This window comes from Sphingopyxis chilensis (genome assembly GCF_035930445.1).
In the GTDB taxonomy this organism is placed as follows: domain Bacteria; phylum Pseudomonadota; class Alphaproteobacteria; order Sphingomonadales; family Sphingomonadaceae; genus Sphingopyxis; species Sphingopyxis chilensis.
On record NZ_CP142394.1, the window covers coordinates 3,603,141 to 3,628,314 of the forward strand.

Below are 25,174 nucleotides of genomic sequence, written 5' to 3' on the forward strand. Positions count from 1 at the left end.
CACAAGCGGCTTATGCCGCGGCAAAGCTTGCGCCAAGCTGACTGAACTCGGAGAGTCAGCGCCAGCGCCCCTTTTCCATCCAGTCGATTCGGCCTAAGCGTTGCGGCATGTTTTCTTCACTTCGCAAATTGTTCCGGTCCGAACCCGATCCGCGCGAAGCGCGGCGCCCGCTGTGGGACGCGGTCGTCGCGACGGCGCGCGCGCCGCACTGGTATGCCGTGGGCGGGGTGCCCGACACGCTCGACGGTCGCTTCGACATGATCAGCCTTATACTCGCGCTTGTGCTGCACCGGATCGACGAGGATCCGGAACGAGGACTCGCCGGGGTCCAGCTCACCGAATTGTTCGTGAACGACATGGACGGCCAGATGCGTCAGATCGGCTTTGGCGACATGGTCGTCGGCAAACAGGTCGGCCGGATGATGAGCGCGCTTGGCGGACGGCTCGGCGCCTATCGCGCCGCCGACGGCTCGGCGGAACTGCGCGAGGCGCTGGTCCGGAACCTGTGGCGCGGCCAAGCGCCCGACGAAGCAGGATTGGCGCATGTGCTGGCGGAAGTGACTACGCTCCGTGCGGCGCTGGCGGCAACGCCGGTTTCCGATCTGGTCTTGGCCGACAGGTTGGACGGCGTGCGGCCGTGACGGCCCCCGAATTCCCCCTGATCGTGACGCTCGCCGATGCGGCGCACGGCCGCGCGATTGCGGTCGAGGCCGACGCCGACGCACGCGCAGCCATCGCCCGGCGCCTCGGTCTCGTCGCACTCGACCGCTTTGCGCTCGCCGCTGATGTCCGCGCGATCGCGGGCGGGATCGCTGCGAGAGGCGAAGTCCAAGCCGACGTCGTGCAGGCGTGCGCCGCGACCGACCTGCCCGTTCCCGGGACGATCGCCGAGCCGTTCGACCTCCGCTTCCTGCGCGATGTCGATGCGCCGGTCGGCGAGGATGAGGAGATCGAGATCGGCAGTGAGGACCTTGACCTGCTACCCCTCGAAGGCGACCGGATCGACCTTGGCGAAGCGGCGGTGCAGACGCTCTCGCTCGCGCTCGATCCCTTCCCGCGCCATCCCGACGCCGAGCGCATCCTTGCCGAGAAGGGTGTGCTCAGCGAGGCAGCGGCGGGGCCGTTCGCGGCGCTCGCGAAGCTGCGCGGAAAGCCCGGCGCCTAGCGGCCTTCGTCGGGCGCTGGCTTCGCTTCTTCTTCGACCAGGTCGGCGACTGCGGCGTCGAGCCCGGGCTCTTCTTTCGCAGCGGGTTCTGCGGCCGGTTTCTCGGCCGCCTTTTCGTCGCGCGTCGGCGGTAACGCCCCGCCGAGCGCGTTGGTGAGCCCAAGCAATTGCTCGCCGATCACCTTGTCGACCGCGGGCGCGATGTCGGCGACCTTGAAGCGCATGTAGCCGCCGACGACATAGTCGAAGCGCAGCGCGCTCCCCGTCGGCGTCTCCTTGACCTGGATCGTCAGCGTCCCGGCGAGCGCCTCGCCCTGCAGCGGGCCGAAAGCGCCTGAGAGGCGGAGCAGTTCGTTCGGTTTCGCAAAGACGATGCGCGCATGCTGGACGCTGCCGACACCCGATCCGGCGTCGGGCAGTTTTTCGCAAAAACAGCCGCCCGCCTGCGAATCGAGCCAGAAGTTGGCAGCATCGCCGGACCAGCTATGCTCCTTCGACCACCAGTTCTGCGGCATGCGGAGCATTTTCCAGACGTCGGCCGGCGTCGCGGCGACCTGCGCCGTATGCGCGACGGTAAAGCCGATATCGCCCTGATCTATGATCTTGGCGTGTGCCGCCGGTGCGAAGACAAGCGCTCCCGCCAGCGCCGCACCCGTGGAATATCCCGAAATCGCCATCAGCCCGTCCCCCCTTTGCGTCTCAATAACCGGCGCCGGGGAAACTGGCTAGACTCAGCCCGCGAGGATCGTTTCGATCGCGTCGTTGACCTCGTCGATCGGCGCCATGCCGTCGACATGCGTCACGATGCCGCGCGCTTCGTAGATCGGCAGGATCGGCGCGGTCTTGGCCCGATATTCGGCCATGCGCGTGCGGACCGTTTCCTCATTGTCGTCGGGACGGCGTTTGAATTCCGTCGAGCCGCAAACGTCGCAAACATTCTCCACCTTGGGGAGCTTGTAGCGGTCGTGGTAACCCGCGCCGCACTTCGCGCAGCTGAAGCGGCCGGTGATGCGGTCGACGAGCGCGTCTTCCTCGACCCGCAGCTCGATCACATGGTCGAGCTTGCGGCCACGATCCGAGAGGATCGTGTCGAGCGCGTCGGCCTGCGCCGCGGTGCGCGGATAGCCGTCGAAGATCACCGAGACGTCGGGGCCGAGCTGATCGAGCCGCTCGCCGATCAGGCCCGAGACGATCGCGTCGGAGACGAGTTCGCCCGCATCCATCACCGCCTTGGCCTGGAGGCCGATCGGGGTTCCCGCCTTGACCGCGGCGCGCAGCATGTCGCCCGTCGAAAGCTGGACCATGCCATGCTCGTCCTCGAGGCGCGACGCCTGCGTTCCCTTGCCCGCCCCCGGCGGACCCAGCAAAATGATGTTCAGCGTCATGGGGACCCCTGTTTGCCCTACCGTGTCGCAAGTGCCGTAGCGGGCGCCTTAGCGCCGCGCAACGCCGCCCTTCAATTTGGCCTTCTTGATGAGGTCGCCATATTGATGCGCGAGCATGTGGCTCTGGATCTGGCTGATCGTGTCGATCGTGACGTTGACGATGATCAGCAGGCTGGTGCCGCCGAGCTGGAACGGCAGGCCCGACTGCGCGATGAAATATTCGGGAATCAGACAGATCGCCGCCAGATAGGCCGCACCGAGCACGGTGATGCGCGTCAGCACGAAGTCGAGATAGGTCGCGGTATTCTTGCCCGGGCGGATGCCGGGGATGAAGCCGTTCTGCTTTTTGAGATTGTCGGCGGTTTCTTCGGGGTTGAAGACGACCGCGACGTAGAAGAAGCAGAAGAAGATGATGCCCGCGGCATAAAGCGCCATATAGAGCGGCTGGCCGTGCGCGAGATACTGGTTGAGCGTGATCAGGAAATCGCCGGTTGCAGTGTCGCCCTGGACATTCTGCCCCATCATCTGCGTCACCGTCAACGGCATCAGCAGCAGCGACGAGGCGAAGATCGGCGGGATGACACCGGCGGTATTGACCTTGAGCGGCAAGTGGCTGCGGTCGGCCTGCATCACGCCGCGCTGCGTCGCGCGCTTCGGATACTGGACGAGGACGCGGCGCTGCGCGCGTTCCATGAAGCTGATGAAAGCGATGATCACGATCGCGCCGCCGATGACGGCAAAGATCGTGCCGCCGCCCATCGAACCTTCGCGGACCTGCGTGAACATCTGCGCAAAGCTGCGCGGCAACTGCGCGAGGATGCCCGCCATGATGATCAGCGAAACGCCGTTACCGATACCGCGGCTGGTGATCTGCTCGCCGAGCCACATCAGGAAGAGCGTGCCGCCGACGATCGAGATGACCGCGCCGACGCGGAACATCATGCCGGGGTCGACGACCGCGGCGATGCCCTGGCTCGCGCCGAGCGTTTCGAGCCCGACGGCGATGAAATAACCCTGGATCGCGGTCAGCGCGACGGTGCCGTAGCGCGTATACTGGTTGAGCTTCTTGCGTCCGCTTTCGCCCTCTTTCTTGAGCGCGGCGAGGCTGGGCGACAAGGCGGCCGCCAGCTGAACGACGATCGACGCCGTGATATAGGGCATGACGCCGAGCGCGATGATGCTCATGCGCTCGAGACTGCCGCCCGAGAAAGTGTTGAAGATGTCGAGGACGCCGCCCGACGCCGCCTGCGAATAAAGGTTCGACAGCGCGACGGGATCGACCCCGGGAAGCGGCACGAACGACAGGAAACGGAAGACGATCAGCGCGCCGATCGTGAACCAGATGCGGTTCTTGAGTTCGGTCGCCTGACCGAACTTCGAAAAGTTCAGGTTGGATGCAAGCTGGTCGGCGCGAGAGGCCATGGTGATCTTTCCTCGAGTGGCGGACCGCGCCCCCGCGACCCGGCGCCTATGTGCGTTCGCCAGTCACGAAGCGCAAGGGCAAAGGCCCGAATTCAGATGCGTCGGGGGCGGATCGACCTGTCGCCGACCCGCCCCCAAGTGCATTAGTTCTTGGCTGCCGCTTCGGCCTTGCGCTTGGCTTTCTTGCCTTCGCCTTCGGCCTTGGGTTCGGGCAGTTCGACCTTGCCGCCAGCCTTTTCGACCGCTTCGATCGCGCCCTTCGACGCGCCAGCGACCGAGAAGTTCAGCTTGGTGGTGAGTTCACCCTTGGCGAGGAGGCGGACGCCGTCCTTGCCGCCGCGGGCAACGCCGGCGGCCTTGAGCGCGGCGTGATCGACCACGGCCTTGGCGTCGAGCGTCTTCGCGTCGACCAGCTTCTGGATCATGCCCAGATTGACGATCGCGAAGTCCTTGCCGAAGATGTTGTTGAAGCCGCGCTTCGGGATGCGCATGTGGAGCGGCATCTGGCCGCCCTCGAAGCCGTTGATCGCAACGCCGCTGCGCGCCTTCTGGCCCTTCTGGCCGCGGCCGGCGGTCTTGCCCTTGCCCGAGCCGATGCCGCGTCCGACGCGCATGCGGCCCTTGCGGGCGCCGTTGTTGTCACGAAGTTCGTTAAGCTTGATAGTCATGGTTGCACTCGCTTTCGCTGTGTTCGCGCTATGGACTGGTTTCAGTCCGGTTCGATTTCACTCGACGGCTGAAAACCGGGATAGGGCCCGGCCTTCTCCATCACGATGGCCTGGGCGACATAGCCGCGGCCATCGACATTGGTGATCGAGGGGCTGCCGTGAAGCTGCCACCCCCGGTTGAGCAGTCCTTCGACGCGCGCGCAGAACGCGCTGTCATCGGGACCGGTCAACACACGGTAGAGCTTCACTGCCGTTTAGCCCTCGACGACTTCCACCATATGCGGAAGCTTGCGGATCATGCCGCGCACTTCCGGGGTGTCGACCAGTTCGACCTCGCGGTGCATCTTGCCCAGGCCGAGGCCGGTCAGGATAGCGCGCTGGCTCTTCGGACGACGGATCGGCGAACCGATCTGGCGGATCTTGATCTTCTTGTCGGCCATTGTCTTACTCCGTCACCGCCGCGGCTTCCGCCTCGGCTGCGCGGTCGGACGCGCCGCCACGCTTGATCAGGTCCGAAACCTTCTTGCCGCGACGCTGCGCGACCGACTTCGGGCTGGTCTGTTCGCCGAGCGCCTCGAAAGTCGCGCGGATCATGTTGTAGGGGTTCGAGGTGCCGACCGACTTGGTCACCACATCGGCAACGCCCAGCGATTCGAACACGGCGCGCATCGGGCCACCGGCGATGATGCCGGTACCGGCGGGGGCCGAACGCAGCGTCACATTGCCGGCGCCGAAATGGCCGCGGCCATCATGGTGCAGCGTGCGGCCGTCGCGCAGCGGAACGCGGATCATCGCCTTCTTCGCGGCAGCGGTCGCCTTCGAAATGGCTTCGGGCACTTCGCGCGCCTTGCCATGGCCGAAACCGGCGCGACCCTTGCCATCGCCGACGACGACGAGCGCGGCGAAACCGAAGCGCTTGCCGCCCTTCACGGTCTTCGAGACGCGGTTGATGTGGACGAGCTTTTCGATCAGCTCTTCGCCGCCATCCTCGTCGCGCGGACGACGATCGTCGCGGCGGCCACGGCCACCGTCACGACCGCCACGTCCACCATCGCGACCACCGCCGCCGCCACGGCCGCGGCGCGGAGCCTGGTTCGTGACTTCGGCGTTGGTGGCCTCGGGAGCCAGGGTCGCTTCGGGCTGGTTGCCCGGACCGGTGCTGTTTTCTTCAGCCATCATTAAAACTCCAATCCGCCTTCGCGAGCCGCGTCGGCCAGCGCCTTGATGCGCCCGTGGAACAGGAAGCCGCCGCGGTCGAACACGACCTGCGTCACGCCCGCCTTCTTGGCGGCAGCGGCGAGGCGCGAACCGACGTCGGCCGCGGCCGCGGTCGTCGCGCCGGTCTTGCCGCGGACATCCTTGTCGAGCGTCGAGGCCGCGGCCAGCGTGGTGCCGGCGGCGTCATCGATGAGCTGCGCATAGATGTGACGGCCCGAGCGGTGCACCGAAAGGCGCGGACGCCCGGCGGCGCGCTGACGGAGCGCGGTACGGACGCGCTGGCGACGTTTTTGGAAAGGGGTAAGATGTGCCATGGCTTACTTCTTCTTGCCTTCTTTGCGGAAGATGTACTCGCCGCGATACTTGATACCCTTGCCCTTGTAGGGCTCGGGCTTGCGCCAACGGCGGATTTCCGCCGCGACCTGGCCGACCTGCTGCTTGTCGATGCCGCTGATCTCGATCGTCGTGTTGTCCGGCGTCTTGATCTCGATGCCTTCGGGCACCGCGAAATCGACATCATGGCTGTAGCCGAGCTGCAGCTTCAGCGTCTTGCCCTGCGAGTTGGCGCGATAGCCGACACCGGTGATTTCGAGCACCTTGGTGAAGCCTTCGGTCACACCCGTGATCAGGTTCTGCACCAGCGTCCGCTGCATGCCCCAGAAGGCGCGCGCTTCGCGGGTATCGTTCGCGGGCTGGACCGAGATGCTGCCTTCGCCGACTTCATATTTGATGAGGTCGGACAGCGGCATCGCCAGCGTGCCCTTCGGACCCTTCACCGACAGCTCGCCGCCGTCGATCGCGGCGGTTACACCGCCGGGGATCGCTACTGCCTTTTTACCAATGCGCGACATCAGAACACCTCCGCCAGCACTTCGCCGCCGACATTATGTTCGCGGGCTTCGGCGTCCGAAAGGACGCCGCGCGGGGTCGACACGATGGTGATGCCCAGGCCGTTGCGCACGATCGGCAGTTCTTTCGAACCCGAATAGATGCGACGGCCAGGCTTCGAGACGCGGGCCACATGGCGGATCGCCGGCTGGCCTTCGAAATATTTGAGCTCGATGCGGATGCCCTTGTGCTGGCCCTTCGCGCCCAGCGCTTCTTCGCTGTAGCCGCGGATATAGCCTTCGCGCTGGAGAACATCGAGAACGCGGACGCGCAACGTCGAGGCGGGCGTGAGGACGCTGTCCTTCTTCGCCTGCTGGCCGTTGCGGATGCGGGTGAGCATATCACCCAGGGGATCGGTCATTGCCATCTTGTCAGTCCCTTACCAGCTCGACTTCACAACACCGGGGATCAGGCCCTTGTTGGCCAGATCGCGGAGCTGGATACGGCACAGCCGGAATTTGCGATAATAAGCGCGCGGGCGGCCCGTCAGCTCGCACCGGTTACGGATGCGGGTCGGATTGCCGTTGCGCGGGATTTCCGCCATCTTGAGGCGCGCGATCAGACGCTCGCCTTCGTCGAGCGACGTGTCCGCCGCGATCGCCTTCAGCTTCGCGTAGCGGCCGGCATATTTCTTCACCAGCTGCTTGCGACGCTCGTTCTTGTTTACCGAACTCAGTTTCGCCATGACTTAAGTTCTCTTTCCTTCTTGAAAGAGCCTGCCTGGTCCCTTGCGGGATCAGGCGGCTTCCTTTTCCTGCGCTTCGATCGGGAAGGGGAAGCCGAACAGCTTGAGCAGTTCGCGGGCTTCCTCGTCCGTACGGGCGGTGGTGGTGACGATCACGTCCATGCCGCGCACCTGGTCGATGCGGTCATAGTTGATCTCGGGGAAGATGATCTGCTCTTTCAGGCCCATGGCATAGTTGCCACGGCCGTCGAAGCTGGTCGCCGACACGCCGCGGAAGTCGCGGATGCGGGGCATTGCGATCGTGATCAGCCGGTCGAGGAATTCATACATGCGTTCGCGGCGCAGGGTGACCTTGCAGCCGATCGGCATGCCTTCGCGCAGCTTGAACTGTGCGATCGACTTCTTCGCCTTGGTCACGACGGGCTTCTGGCCGGCGATGAGTTCCATCTCGGCAGCGGCCGCTTCGACCTTCTTCTTGTCCTGCGTGGCTTCGCCGACGCCCATGTTGAGCACGATCTTTTCGATCTTCGGCACTTCCATCGCATTCTTGTAACCGAATTTTTCGGTCATCGCCTTGACGATCACATCGTCGTAGCGCGTGCGCATGCGCGGGGTGTAGTTATCAGCCATTGATCGTCTCCCCGGACTTCACGGCCACACGGACCTTCTTGCCGTCCTTGGTTTCAAAACGAACGCGCGTCGGCTTGCCGGTCTTGGGATCGGCGAGCGCAACCTTGCTTGCGAACAGCGGCGCTTCCTTGCGCTCGAGACCACCCTGCGGGTTGGTCTGGCTCGGCTTGCGGTGGCGCGTGATGACGTTGACGCCCGCGACGACGACCTTGCCGTCCTTCGGCAGGCTCTGCGTCACTTCGCCGGTCTTGCCCTTGTCCTTGCCGGACAGGATAACGACCGTGTCGCCCTTCTTGATCTTGTTCGCCATGGTCAGAGCACCTCCGGCGCCAGGCTGATGATCTTCATGTAGCCGCGGCCGCGCAGTTCGCGGACGACGGGGCCGAAGATACGCGTGCCGATCGGCTCTTCATTCTTGTTGACGAGCACGGCGGCGTTGCTGTCGAAACGGATCACCGAGCCATCGGCGCGGCGGACGTCCTTGGCGGTGCGGACGATGACGGCGCGATGCACGTCGCCCTTCTTCACCTTGCCGCGCGGCTGGGCTTCCTTGATCGACACGACGATCACGTCGCCCACGCCGGCGGTACGACGCTTCGAGCCACCGAGCACCTTGATGCACTGGACGCGCTTCGCGCCGCTGTTGTCGGCGACTTCCAATTGTGACTGCATCTGGATCATCGATGCATTTCCTTCTTCCTTGGCCTACCGGGATGCCCCGGCGGTTCCGTGAAACTCAGCTTCAGGCGTCAGCAGCCGTTTTGGGCTTGCTGTGGGTGTCGACCTTGTCGAGCACCTTCCAGGTCTTCAGCTTCGAAATCGGCTTCGTTTCCTCGATACGGACGGTTTCGCCGGCCTTGATGGCGTTGTCCTCATCGTGGGCGTGATATTTTTTCGAACGGCGGATGATCTTGCCGTACAGAGGGTGCTTCACCTTCCGTTCGACTTTCACCACGACGGTCTTGTCGCCCTTGTCGGACACCACCGTGCCGGTCAGAATGCGCTTCGGCATCGATAGTCTCCTTACTTCGCGGCCGAGCGCGAACGCTCGGTCTGCTGCGTCTTGATGCGGGCGATCGAGCGCCGCACTTCCTTGACGCGCGAGGCCTTTTCAAGCTGGCCGGTGGCCGCCTGGAAGCGGAGGTTGAACGCCTCGCGCTTCAGTTCGCCAAGCTGTTCGGCGAGCTGGTCGTCGGTCTTGGCCTTGAAATCTTCGGTCTTGGCCATGTCCTTAACCCTCCAGGTGCGAGGTGTCGCCGAGGCGGGCGATAACCTTCGTCTTGATCGGCAGCTTCATCGCGGCGCGTTCGAACGCCAGCGCGGCCACCGGGCCGGGGACGCCGTCGAGTTCGAACAGGATGCGACCCGGCTTCACGCGCGCGGCCCAGAATTCCGGCGAACCCTTGCCCTTACCCATGCGGACTTCGGCAGGCTTCGACGACACGGGGACGTCGGGGAAGATGCGGATCCACAGGCGGCCCTGACGCTTGATCGCGCGGCTGATCGCGCGGCGAGCCGCTTCGATCTGGCGCGCGGTGATGCGCTCGGGTTCCATCGCCTTCAGCCCGTAGGAGCCGAAGTTCAGGCTGGTACCGCCCTTGGCATTGCCATGGATGCGGCCCTTGAAGGCCTTGCGGAACTTGGTTTTTTTCGGTTGCAGCATGTCAGCAGTCCTTAGCGGCGATCTTCACGGGCCGGACGGACACCGGTCGTCTGCGCGTCGAGCATCAGACGGTCGGTCGCCATCGGGTCGTGACCAAGGATCTCGCCCTTGAAAATCCAGACCTTGATGCCGCAGACACCGTAAGCGGTGTGCGCTTCGGCCTCGGCATAGTCGACATTGGCGCGCAGCGTGTGCAGCGGCACCCGGCCTTCGCGATACCATTCGGTGCGCGCGATTTCCGCGCCGCCGAGACGGCCGGCGCAGTTGATGCGGATGCCCTCGGCGCCGAGACGCATCGCCGACTGAACGGCGCGCTTCATGGCGCGGCGGAACGCGACGCGGCGTTCGAGCTGGTCGGCAATGCCCTGGCCGACGAGCTTGGCGTCGACTTCGGGCTTGCGGATCTCGACGATGTTCAGCGACACGTCGCTGCCCGTCATCTCACCCAGCTTCTTGCGCAGCTTTTCGATGTCCGCGCCCTTCTTGCCGATGATGACGCCCGGACGGGCGGCATAGATCGACACGCGGCACAGCTTCGCCGGACGCTCGATCACGACCTTCGAGATCGCGGCCTGCGGCAGGTGCTTGAACACGAACTTGCGGATCTTCAGATCCTCGACAAGCATGCGGCCATAGTCCTGGCCCTCGGCGAACCAGCGGCTGTCCCAGGTGCGGTTGACCTGCAGGCGCAGGCCGATCGGATTGCTCTTCTGGCCCATCTTACGCCTCTTCTTCCTGTTCGCGCACGACAATGCGGATGCGGCTGAACGGCTTGACGATCCGGGTCGACTTGCCGCGGCCACGCGCGTGCCAGCGCTTCATCGAGAGCGACTTGCCGACGCTCGCTTCCTTGACGACGAGTGCGTCGACGTCGAGGTTGTGATTGTTTTCCGCATTGGCGACCGCGCTGGCGAGCACCTTGCGCACATCGACGGCCATCGCCTTCTTCGAGAAAGCGAGGACGTTCATTGCGTCTTCGACCTTGCGGCCGCGGATCAGCGCGGCGACGAGATTCAGCTTCTGCGCCGAGCCGCGGATCTGCGTGCCCACGGACAATGCCTCATTATCCGCAACGCGGCGGGGGGACTTTTCCTTGCCCATTAGCGTTTGCCCTTCTTGTCAGCCGCGTGGCCGGGGAAGAAGCGCGTCGGCGCGAATTCACCCAGCTTCATGCCGACCATGTCTTCATTGACCGACACCGGCACGAACTTGCGGCCGTTGTAGACGTTGAAGGTCAGCCCGACGAACTGCGGCAGGATGGTGGACCGGCGCGACCAGGTTTTGATAGGCGCAGAGCTGCTGCCTTCCTGGGCCGTTTCGGCTTTCTTGAGGAGATGGAGGTCCACAAAGGGACCCTTCCAGACCGAGCGAGCCATGGCTTACCTCTTCTTCTTCGCGTGACGCGACCGGATGATCATCTTGTCGGTCGACTTGTTGTGACGGGTACGAGCACCCTTGGTCGGCTTGCCCCACGGAGTAACCGGATGACGGCCACCCGAGGTGCGGCCTTCACCACCGCCGTGCGGGTGATCGACCGGGTTCTTCGCGACACCGCGAGTCAGCGGGCGCTTGCCGAGCCAGCGATTGCGGCCGGCCTTGCCGAGGTTGGTGTTCTGGTTGTCGGGGTTCGACACCGCACCGACCGTGCCCATGCATTCGCCACGGATGTAACGCTGTTCGCCCGAACCGAGACGCACGATCACGAGACCGCGGTCACGACCGACGACCTGCGCATAGGTGCCAGCCGAACGGGCGATCTGGCCGCCCTTGCCCGGCTTCATCTCGATATTGTGGACGATCGTGCCGACCGGCATCTGCGACAATTCCATCGCATTGCCCGGCTTCACGTCGGTCTTCTTGCCGGCGACGACGGTGTCGCCCACCGCCAAACGCTGCGGCGCGATGATGTACGTCTGCTCGCCGTCCTCATACTTCACCAGTGCGATGAAGGCCGTGCGGTTGGGGTCGTATTCCAGCCGCTCGACGGTGGCCGGCATGTCCCACTTGCGACGCTTGAAGTCGATGAAGCGGTACTTCTGCTTGTGGCCGCCGGCGATGCCGCGCGAGGTCACATGACCCTTGTTGTTGCGGCCGCCGGTCTTGTTCTTGCCTTCGGTCAGCGCCTTGACGGGCTTGCCCTTCCACAGCGACGATTTGTCGACGAGGATCAGGCCGCGCTGTGCGGGGCTGGTCGGATTATAGGATTTAAGTGCCATTTTCTCTGCCTCTTCCTACAATCAGACGCCGGTCGTGACGTCGATCGTCTGGCCTGCGGCCAGGCGAACAATCGCCTTCTTCACGTCGCTGCGGGTGTAGGGCTTGCCCTTCCAGCGCTTGGTCTTGCCTTTGGTGACGAGCGTGTTCACGCTCACGACCTTGACATCGAACAGCGCCTCGACGGCGGCCTTGATGGCGGGCTTGGTCGCGTCGTTCGCGACCTTGAACACCACGGCGTCATTTTCGCTGAGCAGCGTCGACTTTTCGGTGATCACCGGAGCGAGGATCACGTCATAGTGACGCGCGTCGATGGTTTTTGCCTTAGCCATTGCAGCGGGCCTCCAGCTTTTCGACCGCCGCGCGGGTCAGGACCAGCGTGTCGGCTCGGATGATGTCATAGACGTTGGCGCCGATGGCCGGCAGCGCGTCGACACCGATGAGGTTGGCCGAAGCCATCGCGAAGCTTTCGTGCACCGCGTCGCCATCGATGAAGAGCGCGCGGTTGCCGAGCTCGAGCTTGCCGAGCTTGCCGGCGAGCGCCTTGGTCTTCGCGTCCTTGAGTTCGAGCGTGTCGATGACGACGAGCTTGCCGCCCTTCGCCTTGTCGCTCAAAGCCATCTTCAGGCCGAGGGTGCGAATCTTCTTGTTCAGCGAGTGGCCGAAGGTGCGGGCACGCGGGCCGTGCGCCTTGCCGCCGCCGATGAAGATCGGTGCCTTGCGGTCGCCGTGACGAGCCGTACCGCCGCCCTTCTGGCGACCGAACTTCTTGCCGGTGCGCGACACATCGCTGCGTTCACGGGCGGCGCGAGCCGGACCGCGGCGCTTTTCGAGCTGCCAGGCAACGACGCGGTGCAGGATGTCGGCGCGGGCGTCGACGCCGAACACATCGTCATTGAGATCGATGTCGGTGCCGGCCTTGCCGTCGAGGGTCTGAACCTTGACCTTCATGATCAGGACTCCTGTGCGCCGTCGGTGGCCGCGGTGTCGACGACGGTTTCTTCAACCGGCGTTTCGACCGGCGCGTCAGCCGGGGCTTCGTTGCTGTTGGCCGCGCTCTTGATGCCCGCCGGATAGGGGGCTTCGGGGTGGCGCGGCAGCTTCACCGCATCGCGGACGAGCAGCCAGCCGCCCTTCGAGCCAGGGACCGAACCCTTGACGAAGAGAAGGCCGCGCTCGACGTCGGTGCGGACGATTTCGAGATTCTGCTGGGTGCGGTTGCGCGCGCCCATGTGGCCGGCCATCTTCTTGTTCTTGAAGACGCGGCCCGGATCCTGGCGGTTACCGGTCGAACCATGCGCACGGTGGCTGATCGAAACGCCGTGGGTCGCGCGCATACCGCCGAAACCCCAGCGCTTCATCGCACCGGCAAAGCCCTTACCCTGGGTCACGCCCTGGATGTCGACGATCTGGCCGGCGACGAAGTGGTCGGCCGACAGTTCGGCGCCCACGTCGAGCGTCGCGTCGTCGGCGACGCGGAACTCGACGAGTTTCGCCTTGGGCTCGACTTCGGCCTTGCCATAGGCGCCACGCTGCGGCTTGGCGACATTCTTCGCCTTGGCCGAGCCAGCACCCAGTTGAACGGCGACATAGCCGTCGCGTTCCTTATCGCGCACGGAGACAACCTGGCAGCCTTCGAGGCTCAGGACGGTGACGGGCACGTGGCGGCCGTCGTCCTGAAACAGGCGGGTCATCCCCATTTTCTTCGCGATCACGCCAGTCCGCATGATCCATACTCCTAAACAGAGGCCGGGCGGACCATTCCGCACGGCTTGCGGGACCCATCAAGGCAAGCCTCGACGGAACCCTCCCAGCCCAAAATTTCGATACATCGCCCCGTCCGGGCTGAGGTGCCGCCTTCCCGTGGGTTGGCGGCGAGACGGGGGACGCAGCCCGGTCGTATATGCCTTCCGGAGAAAGCGACCGGCGGTATCCACCCTATCGTCGATCCGGATCGCTCCGGACAATGCAGTCACCAAGGTGGCTGCCGATAGAGACCCCGGTTTTCACCGGGGCGTCGCTGGCTCAGGCCAGCTTGATCTCAACGTTCACCCCCGCGGCGAGGTCGAGCTTCATCAGCGCATCAACCGTCTGCGGGGTGGGCTGCACGATGTCGAGCAGCCGCTTGTGGGTACGCACCTCGAACTGCTCGCGCGACTTTTTGTCGACATGCGGGCCGCGGTTCACGGTGAATTTTTCAATACGCGTCGGAAGCGGGATCGGGCCGCGAATAAGCGCTCCGGTACGACGTGCCGTATCGGCAATGTCGGTGGTGGCCTGATCGAGCACGCGGTGATCAAAGGCCTTCAGGCGAATGCGAATATTCTGCGTTTCCATGACTGTTCCAGTCGAATCCCGTCTAACGATGCGAAAGAGCCGAAATGGCCTGCTCCGACTTCCGTGGGGAAGCCGGATCGGCCATCAAAAACCTTTAAGCTACGAGCCGCGCGAATCACTCCGAATCGCGCGGCTCGCGGCCCTATATTACTTTGTGACGGTTGCCACAACCCCTGCGCCGACCGTGCGGCCGCCTTCGCGAATTGCGAAGCGGAGACCCGGGTCCATCGCGATCGGGGCGATCAGCTTGACCGACAGCTGGACGTTGTCGCCCGGCATGACCATCTCGGTGCCCTCGGGGAGGATGACCTCGCCGGTGACGTCGGTGGTGCGGAAGTAGAACTGCGGACGATAGTTCGCGAAGAACGGCGTGTGACGGCCGCCTTCGTCCTTCGACAGGACGTACACTTCCGAGGTGAACTCGGTGTGCGGCGTGATCGAGCCGGGCTTTGCCAGAACCTGGCCACGCTCGACTTCTTCACGGCCGACGCCGCGGATCAGCGCACCGATGTTGTCGCCGGCCTGGCCCTGGTCGAGCAGCTTGCGGAACATTTCGACGCCGGTGACGACGGTCTTCTTGGTGTCCTTGATGCCGACGATTTCGACTTCTTCACCAACCTTGACGATGCCGGTTTCGACGCGGCCGGTAACGACGGTACCACGACCCGAGATCGAGAACACGTCTTCGATCGGCATCAGGAAGGGCTTGTCGAGCGGGCGTTCCGGCTGCGGGATCCACTCGTCGACGGCAGCCATCAGCTTCAGGATCGCATCCTTGCCGATGTTGTCGTCGCGGCTTTCGAGCGCGGCGAGCGCCGAACCGGCGATGATCGGAATATTGTCGCCGTCGAAGTCGCGCTTCGAAAGTTCTTCACGGATTTCGAGTTCGACGAGTTCGAGCAGTTCGGGATCGTCGAGCTGGTCGACCTTGTTGAGGAAGACGACCATGGTCGGAACGCCGACCTGCTTCGCGAGCAGGATGTGCTCCTTCGTCTGGGGCATCGGGCCGTCAGCGGCCGACACGACGAGGATCGCGCCGTCCATCTGGGCGGCACCGGTGATCATGTTCTTCACATAGTCGGCGTGACCCGGGCAATCGACGTGCGCATAGTGGCGGCCTTCGGTTTCATATTCGACGTGGGCGGTCGAAATGGTGATGCCGCGCTCGCGCTCTTCGGGCGCCTTGTCGATGTTCGCGAAATCGACGGCGGCGTTACCCGCGACGTTTTCCGCCAGAATCTTGGTGATCGCTGCGGTCAGCGAGGTCTTGCCATGGTCGACGTGACCGATGGTGCCGATGTTGCAGTGCGGCTTCGTCCGCTCAAATTTAGCCTTGGCCATGATGTAACAACCTTCTTGTTCGATGTTTGCGTTGATCAGTCCTGGACGCGCCTGCTGAATCAGGCGCCGCCCTTAGAGGGTCTTGCCGCGCGGTGCAAGCCCGCGCGGCTTCGACCTATCAGGCCATCTTGGCCTTCACTTCTTCGGCGACGTTGGTCGGCACTTCTTCGTAATGCGAGAATTGCATCGAATAGCTGGCGCGGCCCTGGCTGAAGCTGCGCAGCTGGTTCACATAGCCGAACATGTTCGCCAGCGGAACGATCGCCTCGACGACCTGGGCGATGCCCCGGCTGTCGGTGCCCTGGATCTGCCCGCGACGGCTGTTGAGATCGCCGATCACGTCGCCCATGAATTCCTCAGGGGTCACGACTTCGACCTTCATCACCGGTTCGAGCAGCTTGATGCCGGCCTTCGCCGCCACTTCGCGCATCGCCGCACGGCCCGCGATTTCGAACGCCAGCGCCGACGAGTCGACGTCGTGATACGCACCGTCGGTCAGACGGATTTCGAAATCGATGATCGGGAAGCCGATCATGTGACCATTTTCGGCCGACTCGCGCATGCCCTTTTCGACCGACGGGATATATTCGCGCGGAATGTTGCCGCCCTTGATCTCGTCGACGAAGGTGATGCCCGCGCCGCGTTCGCCGGGGGCGACGCTGACCTTGACGCGGCCGAACTGGCCCGAGCCGCCCGACTGCTTCTTGTGGGTGTAGTCGACGTCGACAGCCTTCGCGAGCGATTCGCGGTACGCCACCTGGGGCGCGCCGACGTTCGCCTCGACCTTGAACTCGCGCTTCATGCGATCGACGAGGATGTCGAGGTGAAGCTCGCCCATGCCCTTGATGATCGTCTGGCCCGATTCATGGTCGGTCGACACGCGGAACGAGGGATCCTCGGCGGCCAGGCGGTTGAGCGCGATGCCCATACGTTCCTGGTCGGCCTTGGTCTTCGGTTCCACCGACAGCTCGATGACCGGCTCGGGGAATTCCATCCGTTCGAGGATGATCGGCGCGTTGGTCGCGCAGAGCGTGTCCCCGGTGGTGGTTTCCTTGAGGCCGGCAAGCGCAACGATGTCGCCCGCATAGGCTTCTTCGATGTCTTCGCGGCTGTTCGCATGCATCAGCAGCATGCGGCCGACCTTTTCCTTCTTGTCCTTCACCGAGTTCAGGTACGTGCCCTTGTTCAGGGTCCCCGAATAGATGCGGGCGAAGGTGAGCGAACCGACGAACGGGTCGTTCATGATCTTGAAGGCGAGCAGCGACAGCGGCGCCGAGTCCGACGTCTCGCGCGAGTCGGGCTGGTCGTTGTCCGGGTTGATGCCCTGGACGTCGGGAATGTCGAGCGGCGAAGGCAGGTAATCGACGACTGCGTCGAGCAGCGTCTGAACACCCTTGTTCTTGAACGCCGAGCCGCAGAGCACCGGAACGAACGCCTGTGCCAGCGTCCCCTTGCGGATCAGCTTCTTGAGCGTGGCGACATCGGGAACGGTGCCTTCGAGATAGGCTTCCATCGCATCGTCGTCCTGTTCGACGGCGAGTTCGACGAGCTTTTCGCGATATTCGGCCGCCTTGTCGGCGAGGTCGGCGGGGATTTCCTCATAGAAGAATTCGGCGCCGAGGCTTTCATCCTTCCAGATGATCGCACGCTCGTTGACGAGATCGACGAGGCCCTTGAAGCCGCCTTCGGCGCCGATCGGCAGATAGAGGACAGCCGGGGTCGCCCCGAGACGATCGATGATCGTCTGGACGCAATAATAGAAATCGGCGCCGGTGCGGTCGAGCTTGTTGATGAAGCACATCCGCGGAACCTTGTACTTGTCCGCCTGACGCCACACGGTTTCCGACTGCGGCTCGACGCCGGCAACGCCGTCGAACGCGGTGATCGCACCGTCGAGGACGCGCAAGCTGCGTTCGACTTCGATCGTGAAGTCGACGTGTCCGGGGGTGTCGATGATGTTCAGGCGATGCTCGGGGCCGTTGCCCTCTTCGGCCTTCCACAGGCAGGTGGTCGCAGCCGACGTGATCGTGATGCCGCGCTCCTGCTCCTGCTCCATCCAGTCCATCGTCGCGGCGCCGTCATGGACTTCGCCGATCTTGTAGGACTTGCCGGTGTAATAGAGAATGCGCTCGGTCGTCGTGGTCTTGCCGGCGTCGATGTGCGCCATGATACCGAAATTGCGATAGCGTTCGAGCGGATGGCTGCGTGCCATGGTCTTTTCCTTGGACTTGGGGGGAAGCTTTTGGAGCCGCCCCCGATATAGGAAGTTTTGTTGCGATTGCGAGACGGGCCAATGACCCGCCTTCGCTTACCAGCGGTAGTGGCTGAAGGCGCGGTTGGCTTCGGCCATGCGGTGCGTGTCTTCGCGCTTCTTCACCGCGTTGCCGCGGTTGTTCGAGGCATCGAGGAGCTCGCCCGACAGACGCGCGGCCATCGTGGTTTCGCTGCGGTTGCGCGCCGCGGTGATCAGCCAGCGGATTGCGAGCGCCTGCGCGCGGTCCGGACGGACTTCGACGGGAACCTGATAGGTCGCACCGCCGACGCGGCGGCTGCGCACTTCGATGTTCGGACGGATGTTCGCCAGCGCTTCGTGGAACACGCCGAGCGGTTCCTTCTTGGCACGGGCTTCGACCGATTCGAGCGCACCGTAAACGATGTTTTCAGCGACGGACTTCTTCCCGTCCAGCATGACGCTGTTCATGAATTTCGACAGCACCGTATCACCGAAACGGGGATCGGGCAGAATTTCGCGGCGTTCAGGACGACGACGACGAGCCATGGGTTATTCCTTTACAACAGCATCCCGGCGCGACGCGCAGCGGGATGATCAAATAGCCGAAAAAGCGGTCCTTACTTCGGACGCTTCGCGCCGTACTTCGAACGGCTCTGCTTGCGGTCCTTCACGCCCTGCGTATCGAGCACGCCGCGCAGGACGTGGTAACGCACACCGGGAAGATCGCGGACACGACCGCCGCGGATCAGCACGACGCTGTGTTCCTGGAGGTTGTGACCTTCGCCGGGGATATAGGTGATGACTTCGCGGCTGTTGGTCAGGCGGACCTTCGCAACCTTGCGGAGCGCCGAGTTCGGCTTTTTCGGGGTCGTCGTGTAGACACGGGTGCAAACGCCGCGCTTTTGCGGGTTTGCGTCCATCGCCGGGACCTTGGACTTCACCTTCTGGGGAGTCCGGCCCTTGCGGACCAGCTGGTTGATCGTGGGCATGAATGCTTCACCTTTAATTGTCCGCCCATCAAAGCGAACGGTTACTGTACTGCGGTGGATGAAGCTCCGGCCGCAATCCCGCCAAAAAGGGCGAAAAACGACCGACCTGATAACAGCAAAAGACCCCGGCAGACCTGCAAGATCGTCCGGAGGCTCCATCCGCGCCAGCAATGTTCAAGCGCTGTTGCAACTGAAAGAGGCAGCAAACCGCCCTTTTCGGTCGAGCGCGCCCCTAGACCCGATTCCTCCGGTGGTCAAGAGGCAGGCAATATTGTTGCGCCGGACGGAGCGGGCTATCGCGAGTCATGCCCGCCGTCCGCCACGCCAGCTTCGCCCCGCATGTCGCGCCCGACACGCGGTTGCTGATATTGGGAAGCCTGCCCGGCGCGCGTTCGCTTGCCGAACGCCAATATTATGCGCATCCGACGAACCAGTTCTGGCGCCTGCTGGGCGAGGCTATCGAGCAGCCGCTGGCAGACCTGCCCTATGACGACCGGCTGACGGTGCTGCGCGAGGCTAAGGTCGGACTCTGGGACGTGATCCGCAGCGCCGAGCGACACACCAGCAGCGACTCGCTGATCCGCGAGGCCGAGGCGCACGACCTCGCGGCGCTGATGGCCGATCTGCCCGACCTTCGCATGATCGCCTTCAACGGCGGCAAGGCCGCGGCGATCGGGCGAAGGCAATTGCCGCCACTCGAAGGCGTCGCTGTGGTCGACCTGCCGTCGAGCAGCGCGGCGCATACGATCGGCTTCGCGGCGAAGCTCGATCGCTGGCTCGCGCTCCGCAGCGCGCTATGATCAGTCGACGACTTCGCCCCGTGCCATCACGAAATCGACTTTCTTGAGCACGCGCACGTCGGCGACAGGATCGCTCGCGACCGCGATGAGGTCGGCGCTCTTGCCTGGCGCGATGCTGCCGATCTGGTCCGACAGGCCGAGCAGGTCGGCGGCGTTCACCGTTGCGGCCTTGATCGCCTCGACCGGAGCCATGCCGTGCTGGACCATCAGTTCGAATTCGTCGCCGTTGCGGCCGTGCTTCGATACGCCGGCATCGGTACCGAAGGCGATGCGCACGCCTTTGGGCACGAGCGTTTCGAGGCTTTTGCCGGTGATCGAGATGCGCCATTTGATCTTCGCCAGCACGTCGGGTTCATAAGCGTCGGGATTGGCGGCGAGGCGTTCCTTGTAGCCATTCACGGTCGAAAGCGTCGGAACATAATAGGTCTTCGACTTCGCCCACGCCGCGATCGTCGCGTCGTCGAGGATCGTGCCATGCTCGATCGAATCGGCGCCGGCCTCGATCGCGAGGCGGATGCCGTCGGCGCCGTGCGCGTGCACCGCGACCTTCTTGCCGAACATATGCGCCGTCTCGACAATCGCCTTGGCTTCATCGTCGAACATCTGCTTGCCCAGGCCGGCGCCGATGCGGCTGTTGACCCCGCCGGTCGAGGCGAATTTGATCACGTCGGCACCGCGCCCGATCTGCAGCCGCACCGCGCGGCGGCAATCATCGGCGCCGTTGCAGGTGTTGCCCGCGCCCGCAAAGAAAGGCCGAAGCTCGTCGCGATAGCCAAGCGAGCCGTCCATATGCCCGGCGCTGCCCGAAATGCTGGCGCCGGCATCGACGATGCGCGGCCCCCGCACCTTGCCCGCGAGGATCGCGTCGCGGAGCGCCAGCGTCGCGCCGTCGCCATCGCCGAGGTTGCGCACGGTGGTGAAGCCGGCGCGCAGCGTCTTCATGCCATTGGCCTCGGCATTGAAGGCCTGCGCCGCGGGGCTGAGCGTGATTTCCTCGAGCTGTCCGGCGATGCCGCCCGCATCGCTCGTCAGATGGACATGGCTGTCGATGAGGCCGGGGAGAACATATTTGTCCCTGAGGTCGATCAGCGTTGCGCCGGGATCGGCGGGCTGGAAACCGTCGGCGATGCTCAGAATCTTGCCGCTCTCGACGACGATCGTCGAAGCGCCGCGCACCGGCTTGCCGGGTTCGGCGAGCAATTGCCCGGCGTGGATGACGGTGCGCGCGGGCGCCTCTGCGGCGAGCGGCGCCGCGAGCGACGCGCCGACCAGCGCGAGCGGAAGGACGTAAAGCGGCTTCATGTCTGCATCCCCTGTTTTTGAACTGGGGAGCGTTAAAGCCGATCAGAAGCCGGCCGTAAAGCGGAGCGCCGCGCCCCGGTCGTCGGGCATCGCGGCGATGTGACCGGGATCGCGGCGCCACCATGTGTTGGCGATAAGCTCGCCGCCGAACAGCGAGAGGGCATAGCTCGCCTCCGCGACCAGTTCGCGGCCCGTCGGCGCGAGATTATAGGTGCGACGGGCGAAGTCGGTCCGGCCGGTGGCATAATCGTGCGCAACGGGAAGAATGAGGTCGATGCCGCCGCGCGCGACGCGTAGTGGCTGCGCAAAGCGGAGCGCGGCGCGATCACCGGGGCGGAGCAGATGGGCCTTGGCGATGTCGAAGGAGAATGCGGTCGACCAGAGCGCGCCACCCGCGACCAGCCCGGCGCGGTCGGGGCGCGTCCGCATCTGTCGCCAGGCGGCGGCAATTTGCCAATCGTTGCGCATATCGAGGGTGAGGCTTGCGTCGCCGACCAGGCTGGTCGCGCCGCCGGAGCCGAAGACGGGGCCGAGGCGCGCGCCGAGCAGGCTGTCCGATTCGCGGAGCCAGCTGGCGTCGAGCGCGGCGCGGACGGCGCCGAAGCGGCCGTCCCAGCCGGCACCGAAGCGCTGGTAGCGGCTGTCGCGGCGCGAGCGGTAGCGGAGGAGGGGATCGTCCTGCCAGCGCGAGCCCGAGACCCAGCCGCTTTCGGCATATATGTTAACATATTGGTTTTGCTTTATAGTATGACGTATGAGCGTGCCAACGCCAGGGCTGGCGGCGAAGCCGAGCCCCTCGTGCGCGGCGTCGCCGATCAGCATCGCCCGGCCGCTTTCGCCGCGCTCGCCCGCGAGCAGGCCGCCGGTGCCGCGCCCCGCGGCGAAGCCGATACGCGTGTGCGCGTCGAGGCGCATTATCGCCGAGGCGGCGAGGGTGCGCGCGCGCTGCGCGTCGTGGAAGGAGAGGCCCGCGAGCGCGTCGCTGCCGCCCGCGCCCGGCGTGGTGACGAGCGAGAGCGCGAGCGACTGGCTGGCGGCGCTTTGCTGGCGGACGAGGCCGCCGATCGCACCCGACAGTTTGAAGTCGGGACGGCGCAGACCGAGAGATCCGCCGAAATCGACGTTGAACGCGCGGCCGAAGCCGTCGGTGACAAGGCCGATCGTCCCCGCACCGCCCGCATCGCCCATCGGACCGCCGAGCATACCGAGCGGCGCATCGAGCGCGACGGCGGTCGAAGTCCCGGTGAGCGCGGTCGCGCCTATCGGCTGAAAGGCGCGCGCGATGTCGAGGATGCCCTGACCATAGACGCCATCGGCGCCGGCGGCACCCGCATCGCGCGCCGACTGGTGGAGGAGCGAGACGATCTGTTGGCTCGAAAGATTCGGAAAGGCCTCTGCGATCAGCGCGACCGCGCCCGCAACCTGCGGCGCCGCGAAGCTGGTGCCATTGAGCACAAAGACGAAATTGCCTTCGGTCTTGAGCGCGCCATTTTCATAGGCGCAGCACACACCCTCACCCAGCGCCGCGAGATAGGAGCTGGCATAGGCGCCCGCGCGGTTGCTGAAAGGCGAGATCGCGCCGCCGTCATCGACCGACCCCGCGATGAGGACGAGCCCGCCGCCGGCATCGCGCAGCCCCTGCGCAAAAGGATCGGGGTTGTTCGGGTCGTTGCCGTTCGCGGTCGTATCGCCATCGTTGCCCGCCGCCACGACAACGATGATCCCCGCCGCGGTGGCGCGCGAGACGGCGGCGCGCAGGGTCGCGCCGGGCGGGTCTTCGCCGCCGAGCGAAATGTTGACGACGCGCGCGCCCGCACTCACCGCGCGGTCGAGGCCTGCGGCGATCGCCGTTTCGGGATAGCGGCAGCCGCTTTCATCGTTCGATGGATCCTCGGTCGCGCAGCTGCCCGGCCGGTCGGCGCGCAGCACGAGCAGGCTGGCGTCGAAGGCGATGCCGAAGGTGCCGGCGTCATTCTTTCCGCCGAGCAGAAGCTGCGCGACATTGGTGCCGTGCGTCCCTTCGCCATCGATCCCGCGCGATCCCGCAAGGTCGATCGATTGCGACGAGATTCGCCCGGCAAATTCGGGGCTGTCCTGGTCGATGCCGTCGTCGATCACGCCCGCCAATATGCCCTGGCCGGTGGCCCCCGCCTGATAGGCGGTGATCGCGCCGTGGAAATTGACGCCGTCGGACATGCGCGTTTCGGCGGTATCGAAATTGCCGGTCGGCGGCGGGGTGGGCGTCGGCGTGGGGGTCGGCGTGGGGGTCGGCGCCGGCGCCGGCGCGGGAGCGGGGGGAGGCGCCGGGGTCGGCGAGGGGCGGGTACCGCCGCCACCGCCGCCACACGCCGAAAGCGCGAGCCCCGCGATGGCGAGCAACAGGGGCAAAGGGCGCGGCGCCATCCGTTGGATGCGGCTGCGTCGGTGTGCGTCGGCCATCGCCGTTCCCCTTTGCCCTGATAGCCAGCTTTTAGCGCGGCGGAGGGCTTGGCAATAGTATCTTGCGGTTAATTGCGGGTTTGCGATCCTCCCTGCGGCGAAGCGGTGGGGAGGGGGACCATCCGCAGGATGGTGGAGGGGCTGCGGCGCCGCGCCATCGCCCCTCCGTCAGCGGCTGCTCCGCTGCCACCTCCCCGTGAATTCGGCACAGGGAGGATCTTTCGTTCGCCTTGCCTCGACGAACCCCAACCCCTATGCGCCCGGCCATCATGCCCCCCGCGCTCGACCATATCGACAGCTGGATCTTCGATCTCGACAACACGCTTTACGCGCCGTCGGCGAAGCTGTTCGACCTGATCGACGAACGCATGGGTGCCTTCATCATGCGGTTGCTGGACGTCGACGCGGCCCACGCGCGGCGGGTGCAGAAGCAATATTTCCATGATCATGGTACGACGATGGCGGGGCTGATGCGCCATCACGGCGTCGATCCCGAAACCTTCCTGATCGATGTCCATGATATCGCGCTCGACCGGCTGACGATCGACCCGCGGCTGCGCGCCGGGCTCGAGCGGCTGCCGGGGCGCAGGCTGGTGTTCACCAACGCCGACGCCGATTATGCCGCGCGCGTGCTCGAAGCGCGCGGGATCGCCGACCTGTTCGACGGCATCTGCGACATTCGCGTCACCCGCTACACGCCCAAGCCCGATGCGGCGGCCTATGATATGATGGTCGCGCACCTCGGCATCGATCCAGCGAAAAGCCTGTTCGTCGAGGATATGGCGCGCAACCTGACACCCGCCAAAGCGCTCGGCATGACGACCGTGTGGCTGGACAATGGCAGCGAAAGCGGCCATCGCGACCACCTGCCGGGCCATGTCGATTTCCACGCGACCGACATCGCCGACTGGCTCGATACCTTGCCTTCACCTTGGGGAATTTCATGACGACCGACCTCCAGAGCACGATCGAAGCCGCGTGGGATACGCGCGACACGCTGGGCCTTACCACGACCGGCGCGGTGCGCGACGCAGTCGAGACGGCGCTGGCGGGGCTCGACGACGGCAGTTATCGCGTCGCCGAGCGCGATGCGGGCGGCGCCTGGCAGGTCAACCAGTGGCTGAAGAAAGCGGTGCTGCTGTCGTTCCGCCTCAACGACATGGAGATCATCGAGGGCGGCGCCGGCGGCGCGACCTGGTGGGACAAGGTGCCGTCGAAATTCGCCGGCTGGGGCGAGAACCGCTTTCGCGACGCGGGCTTCCGCGCCGTTCCCGGCTCGATCGTGCGCCGCGGCGCCTTTATCAGCAAGGGCGCGGTGCTGATGCCGAGCTTCGTCAACATCGGCGCGTACGTCGGCGAGGGGTCGATGGTCGATGCCTGGGCCACCGTCGGCAGCTGCGCCCAGATCGGCGCCAACGTCCACCTGTCGGGCGGCGCCGGGATCGGCGGCGTATTGGAGCCGCTGCAGGCGGGGCCGGTGGTGATCGAGGACGGCGCCTTCATCGGCGCACGCGCCGAAGTCGCCGAGGGCGTGATCGTGCGCGAGGGCGCGGTGCTGTCGATGGGCGTCTATCTCGGCGCGTCGACCAAGATCGTCGACCGCGCGACGGGCGAGGTTTTCATGGGCGAAGTTCCCGCTTACTCGGTGGTCGTGCCGGGATCGCTGCCCGGCAAGCCGCTGCCCGACGGAACCCCGGGGCCGTCGCTATACTGCGCCGTGATCGTCAAGCGCGTCGATGCCAAGACGCGCGCCAAGACCGGGATCAACGAGCTGCTGCGCGACTGACGCACGACA

Annotated in this window: 36 protein-coding genes; 5 read left to right on the plus strand and 31 right to left on the minus strand. The window is 65.0% G+C overall.

Going from position 1 to position 25,174, the window contains the following annotated elements; genetic code table 11:
• The first annotated feature begins 107 nt into the window (after positions 1-107).
• Positions 108-641 (plus strand): ubiquinol-cytochrome C chaperone family protein, encoded by a 534-nt coding sequence (locus tag VSX79_RS16940; protein WP_326913932.1) that lies wholly within the window; start codon positions 108-110, stop codon positions 639-641.
• A complete protein-coding gene (locus VSX79_RS16945; protein WP_326913933.1) occupies positions 638-1,165 on the plus strand; it encodes a YceD family protein in 528 nt (175 codons plus the stop codon). The genes VSX79_RS16940 and VSX79_RS16945 overlap by 4 nt, the downstream gene beginning before the upstream one ends.
• On the opposite strand, the gene VSX79_RS16950 is transcribed toward VSX79_RS16945, so the two are convergent.
• From VSX79_RS16950 to rpsL, 29 genes are all read right to left on the minus strand, one after another.
• Positions 1,162-1,842, minus strand: coding sequence for an SRPBCC family protein (locus tag VSX79_RS16950; protein ID WP_179497606.1), 681 nt, complete (start codon positions 1,840-1,842; stop codon positions 1,162-1,164). The genes VSX79_RS16945 and VSX79_RS16950 overlap by 4 nt on opposite strands.
• A 54-nt stretch (positions 1,843-1,896) precedes the next feature.
• The gene (locus VSX79_RS16955) at positions 1,897-2,550 is read right to left on the minus strand and encodes an adenylate kinase (RefSeq protein ID WP_179497608.1); all 654 of its coding nucleotides are present in this window, start codon (positions 2,548-2,550) and stop codon (positions 1,897-1,899) included.
• Between the two features lie 48 nt (positions 2,551-2,598).
• Positions 2,599-3,972 (minus strand): preprotein translocase subunit SecY, encoded by a 1,374-nt coding sequence (secY, locus tag VSX79_RS16960; protein ID WP_179497610.1) that lies wholly within the window; start codon positions 3,970-3,972, stop codon positions 2,599-2,601.
• Between the two features lie 143 nt (positions 3,973-4,115).
• Entirely contained in the window at positions 4,116-4,640 is a 525-nt protein-coding gene (rplO, locus tag VSX79_RS16965; protein WP_326913934.1) for a 50S ribosomal protein L15, read from the minus strand.
• A 41-nt stretch (positions 4,641-4,681) separates the two neighbouring features.
• Entirely contained in the window at positions 4,682-4,888 is a 207-nt protein-coding gene (locus tag VSX79_RS16970) for a DUF1737 domain-containing protein (protein ID WP_179497614.1), read from the minus strand.
• A gap of 6 nt (positions 4,889-4,894) precedes the next feature.
• Positions 4,895-5,080: a 50S ribosomal protein L30 gene (rpmD, locus tag VSX79_RS16975; protein WP_037515666.1), complete on the minus strand. Its 186-nt coding sequence runs from the start codon at positions 5,078-5,080 to the stop codon at positions 4,895-4,897.
• 4 nt (positions 5,081-5,084) lie between these two features.
• Complete coding sequence (gene rpsE / locus VSX79_RS16980) at positions 5,085-5,816, minus strand: 30S ribosomal protein S5 (protein WP_257018294.1); 732 nt, start codon at positions 5,814-5,816, stop codon at positions 5,085-5,087.
• Between the two features lie 2 nt (positions 5,817-5,818).
• Positions 5,819-6,172 (minus strand): 50S ribosomal protein L18, encoded by a 354-nt coding sequence (gene rplR, locus VSX79_RS16985; protein ID WP_179497616.1) that lies wholly within the window; start codon positions 6,170-6,172, stop codon positions 5,819-5,821.
• A gap of 3 nt (positions 6,173-6,175) precedes the next feature.
• Entirely contained in the window at positions 6,176-6,709 is a 534-nt protein-coding gene (gene rplF, locus VSX79_RS16990; RefSeq protein ID WP_179497618.1) for a 50S ribosomal protein L6, read from the minus strand.
• Positions 6,709-7,113 carry a 30S ribosomal protein S8 gene (rpsH, locus tag VSX79_RS16995; RefSeq protein WP_037556380.1) on the minus strand — a complete coding sequence of 135 codons (405 nt, stop codon included), beginning with the start codon at positions 7,111-7,113 and terminating at the stop codon, positions 6,709-6,711. The genes rplF and rpsH overlap by 1 nt, the downstream gene beginning before the upstream one ends.
• A gap of 12 nt (positions 7,114-7,125) precedes the next feature.
• Positions 7,126-7,431: a 30S ribosomal protein S14 gene (rpsN, locus tag VSX79_RS17000; protein WP_179497626.1), complete on the minus strand. Its 306-nt coding sequence runs from the start codon at positions 7,429-7,431 to the stop codon at positions 7,126-7,128.
• A gap of 51 nt (positions 7,432-7,482) precedes the next feature.
• Positions 7,483-8,061: a 50S ribosomal protein L5 gene (gene rplE / locus VSX79_RS17005; RefSeq protein ID WP_179497628.1), complete on the minus strand. Its 579-nt coding sequence runs from the start codon at positions 8,059-8,061 to the stop codon at positions 7,483-7,485.
• Complete coding sequence (gene rplX / locus VSX79_RS17010; RefSeq protein ID WP_037556376.1) at positions 8,054-8,371, minus strand: 50S ribosomal protein L24; 318 nt, start codon at positions 8,369-8,371, stop codon at positions 8,054-8,056. Before rplX ends, rplE begins: the two co-directional genes overlap by 8 nt.
• A 2-nt stretch (positions 8,372-8,373) precedes the next feature.
• A complete protein-coding gene (gene rplN / locus VSX79_RS17015; RefSeq protein WP_011543078.1) occupies positions 8,374-8,742 on the minus strand; it encodes a 50S ribosomal protein L14 in 369 nt (122 codons plus the stop codon).
• Between the two features lie 61 nt (positions 8,743-8,803).
• A complete protein-coding gene (rpsQ, locus tag VSX79_RS17020) occupies positions 8,804-9,073 on the minus strand; it encodes a 30S ribosomal protein S17 (RefSeq protein ID WP_039578283.1) in 270 nt (89 codons plus the stop codon).
• An 11-nt stretch (positions 9,074-9,084) separates the two neighbouring features.
• Positions 9,085-9,288, minus strand: a complete 204-nt coding sequence (gene rpmC / locus VSX79_RS17025; protein ID WP_054589693.1) for a 50S ribosomal protein L29 — start codon at positions 9,286-9,288, stop codon at positions 9,085-9,087.
• Between the two features lie 4 nt (positions 9,289-9,292).
• Positions 9,293-9,724 carry a 50S ribosomal protein L16 gene (rplP, locus tag VSX79_RS17030; protein ID WP_037515653.1) on the minus strand — a complete coding sequence of 144 codons (432 nt, stop codon included), beginning with the start codon at positions 9,722-9,724 and terminating at the stop codon, positions 9,293-9,295.
• 11 nt (positions 9,725-9,735) lie between these two features.
• Positions 9,736-10,443, minus strand: coding sequence for a 30S ribosomal protein S3 (rpsC, locus tag VSX79_RS17035; protein WP_037556371.1), 708 nt, complete (start codon positions 10,441-10,443; stop codon positions 9,736-9,738).
• A 1-nt stretch (position 10,444) separates the two neighbouring features.
• Positions 10,445-10,825: a 50S ribosomal protein L22 gene (rplV, locus tag VSX79_RS17040; protein WP_011543083.1), complete on the minus strand. Its 381-nt coding sequence runs from the start codon at positions 10,823-10,825 to the stop codon at positions 10,445-10,447.
• Positions 10,825-11,100 carry a 30S ribosomal protein S19 gene (rpsS, locus tag VSX79_RS17045; RefSeq protein WP_166945010.1) on the minus strand — a complete coding sequence of 92 codons (276 nt, stop codon included), beginning with the start codon at positions 11,098-11,100 and terminating at the stop codon, positions 10,825-10,827. Before rpsS ends, rplV begins: the two co-directional genes overlap by 1 nt.
• 3 nt (positions 11,101-11,103) lie before the next feature.
• Entirely contained in the window at positions 11,104-11,940 is an 837-nt protein-coding gene (gene rplB / locus VSX79_RS17050; RefSeq protein WP_179497630.1) for a 50S ribosomal protein L2, read from the minus strand.
• 21 nt (positions 11,941-11,961) lie between these two features.
• On the minus strand, positions 11,962-12,270 hold the full coding sequence (locus tag VSX79_RS17055) for a 50S ribosomal protein L23 (protein ID WP_179497632.1): 309 nt from the start codon (positions 12,268-12,270) through the stop codon (positions 11,962-11,964).
• Positions 12,263-12,889, minus strand: coding sequence for a 50S ribosomal protein L4 (gene rplD / locus VSX79_RS17060; protein ID WP_093509983.1), 627 nt, complete (start codon positions 12,887-12,889; stop codon positions 12,263-12,265). Before rplD ends, VSX79_RS17055 begins: the two co-directional genes overlap by 8 nt.
• Before the next feature lie 2 nt (positions 12,890-12,891).
• Complete coding sequence (gene rplC / locus VSX79_RS17065) at positions 12,892-13,665, minus strand: 50S ribosomal protein L3 (RefSeq protein ID WP_054590453.1); 774 nt, start codon at positions 13,663-13,665, stop codon at positions 12,892-12,894.
• Between the two features lie 298 nt (positions 13,666-13,963).
• Positions 13,964-14,275, minus strand: coding sequence for a 30S ribosomal protein S10 (gene rpsJ, locus VSX79_RS17070; protein WP_003042199.1), 312 nt, complete (start codon positions 14,273-14,275; stop codon positions 13,964-13,966).
• 147 nt (positions 14,276-14,422) lie between these two features.
• Positions 14,423-15,616 carry an elongation factor Tu gene (tuf, locus tag VSX79_RS17075; RefSeq protein WP_179497634.1) on the minus strand — a complete coding sequence of 398 codons (1,194 nt, stop codon included), beginning with the start codon at positions 15,614-15,616 and terminating at the stop codon, positions 14,423-14,425.
• 118 nt (positions 15,617-15,734) lie between these two features.
• A complete protein-coding gene (fusA, locus tag VSX79_RS17080) occupies positions 15,735-17,828 on the minus strand; it encodes an elongation factor G (protein ID WP_179497636.1) in 2,094 nt (697 codons plus the stop codon).
• Positions 17,829-17,924: 96 nt separating this feature from the next.
• Positions 17,925-18,395, minus strand: a complete 471-nt coding sequence (gene rpsG / locus VSX79_RS17085; RefSeq protein ID WP_179497639.1) for a 30S ribosomal protein S7 — start codon at positions 18,393-18,395, stop codon at positions 17,925-17,927.
• Positions 18,396-18,466: 71 nt separating this feature from the next.
• The gene (gene rpsL, locus VSX79_RS17090; RefSeq protein ID WP_058805196.1) at positions 18,467-18,838 is read right to left on the minus strand and encodes a 30S ribosomal protein S12; all 372 of its coding nucleotides are present in this window, start codon (positions 18,836-18,838) and stop codon (positions 18,467-18,469) included.
• Positions 18,839-19,143: 305 nt separating this feature from the next.
• Here rpsL and VSX79_RS17095 point away from each other — a divergent pair, with 305 nt between their 5' ends.
• Positions 19,144-19,638 (plus strand): DNA-deoxyinosine glycosylase, encoded by a 495-nt coding sequence (locus VSX79_RS17095; RefSeq protein WP_179497641.1) that lies wholly within the window; start codon positions 19,144-19,146, stop codon positions 19,636-19,638.
• On the opposite strand, the gene VSX79_RS17100 is transcribed toward VSX79_RS17095, so the two are convergent.
• Positions 19,639-20,940, minus strand: coding sequence for a metal-dependent hydrolase family protein (locus tag VSX79_RS17100; RefSeq protein WP_326913935.1), 1,302 nt, complete (start codon positions 20,938-20,940; stop codon positions 19,639-19,641).
• Between the two features lie 42 nt (positions 20,941-20,982).
• Positions 20,983-23,379 carry a S8 family peptidase gene (locus VSX79_RS17105; protein WP_326913936.1) on the minus strand — a complete coding sequence of 799 codons (2,397 nt, stop codon included), beginning with the start codon at positions 23,377-23,379 and terminating at the stop codon, positions 20,983-20,985.
• Between the two features lie 269 nt (positions 23,380-23,648).
• On the opposite strand from VSX79_RS17105, the gene VSX79_RS17110 reads away from it, so the two are divergent.
• Positions 23,649-24,326 carry a pyrimidine 5'-nucleotidase gene (locus VSX79_RS17110; RefSeq protein WP_179498858.1) on the plus strand — a complete coding sequence of 226 codons (678 nt, stop codon included), beginning with the start codon at positions 23,649-23,651 and terminating at the stop codon, positions 24,324-24,326.
• On the plus strand, positions 24,323-25,165 hold the full coding sequence (dapD, locus tag VSX79_RS17115) for a 2,3,4,5-tetrahydropyridine-2,6-dicarboxylate N-succinyltransferase (protein ID WP_179497647.1): 843 nt from the start codon (positions 24,323-24,325) through the stop codon (positions 25,163-25,165). Before VSX79_RS17110 ends, dapD begins: the two co-directional genes overlap by 4 nt.
• Positions 25,166-25,174: the final 9 nt, after the last annotated feature.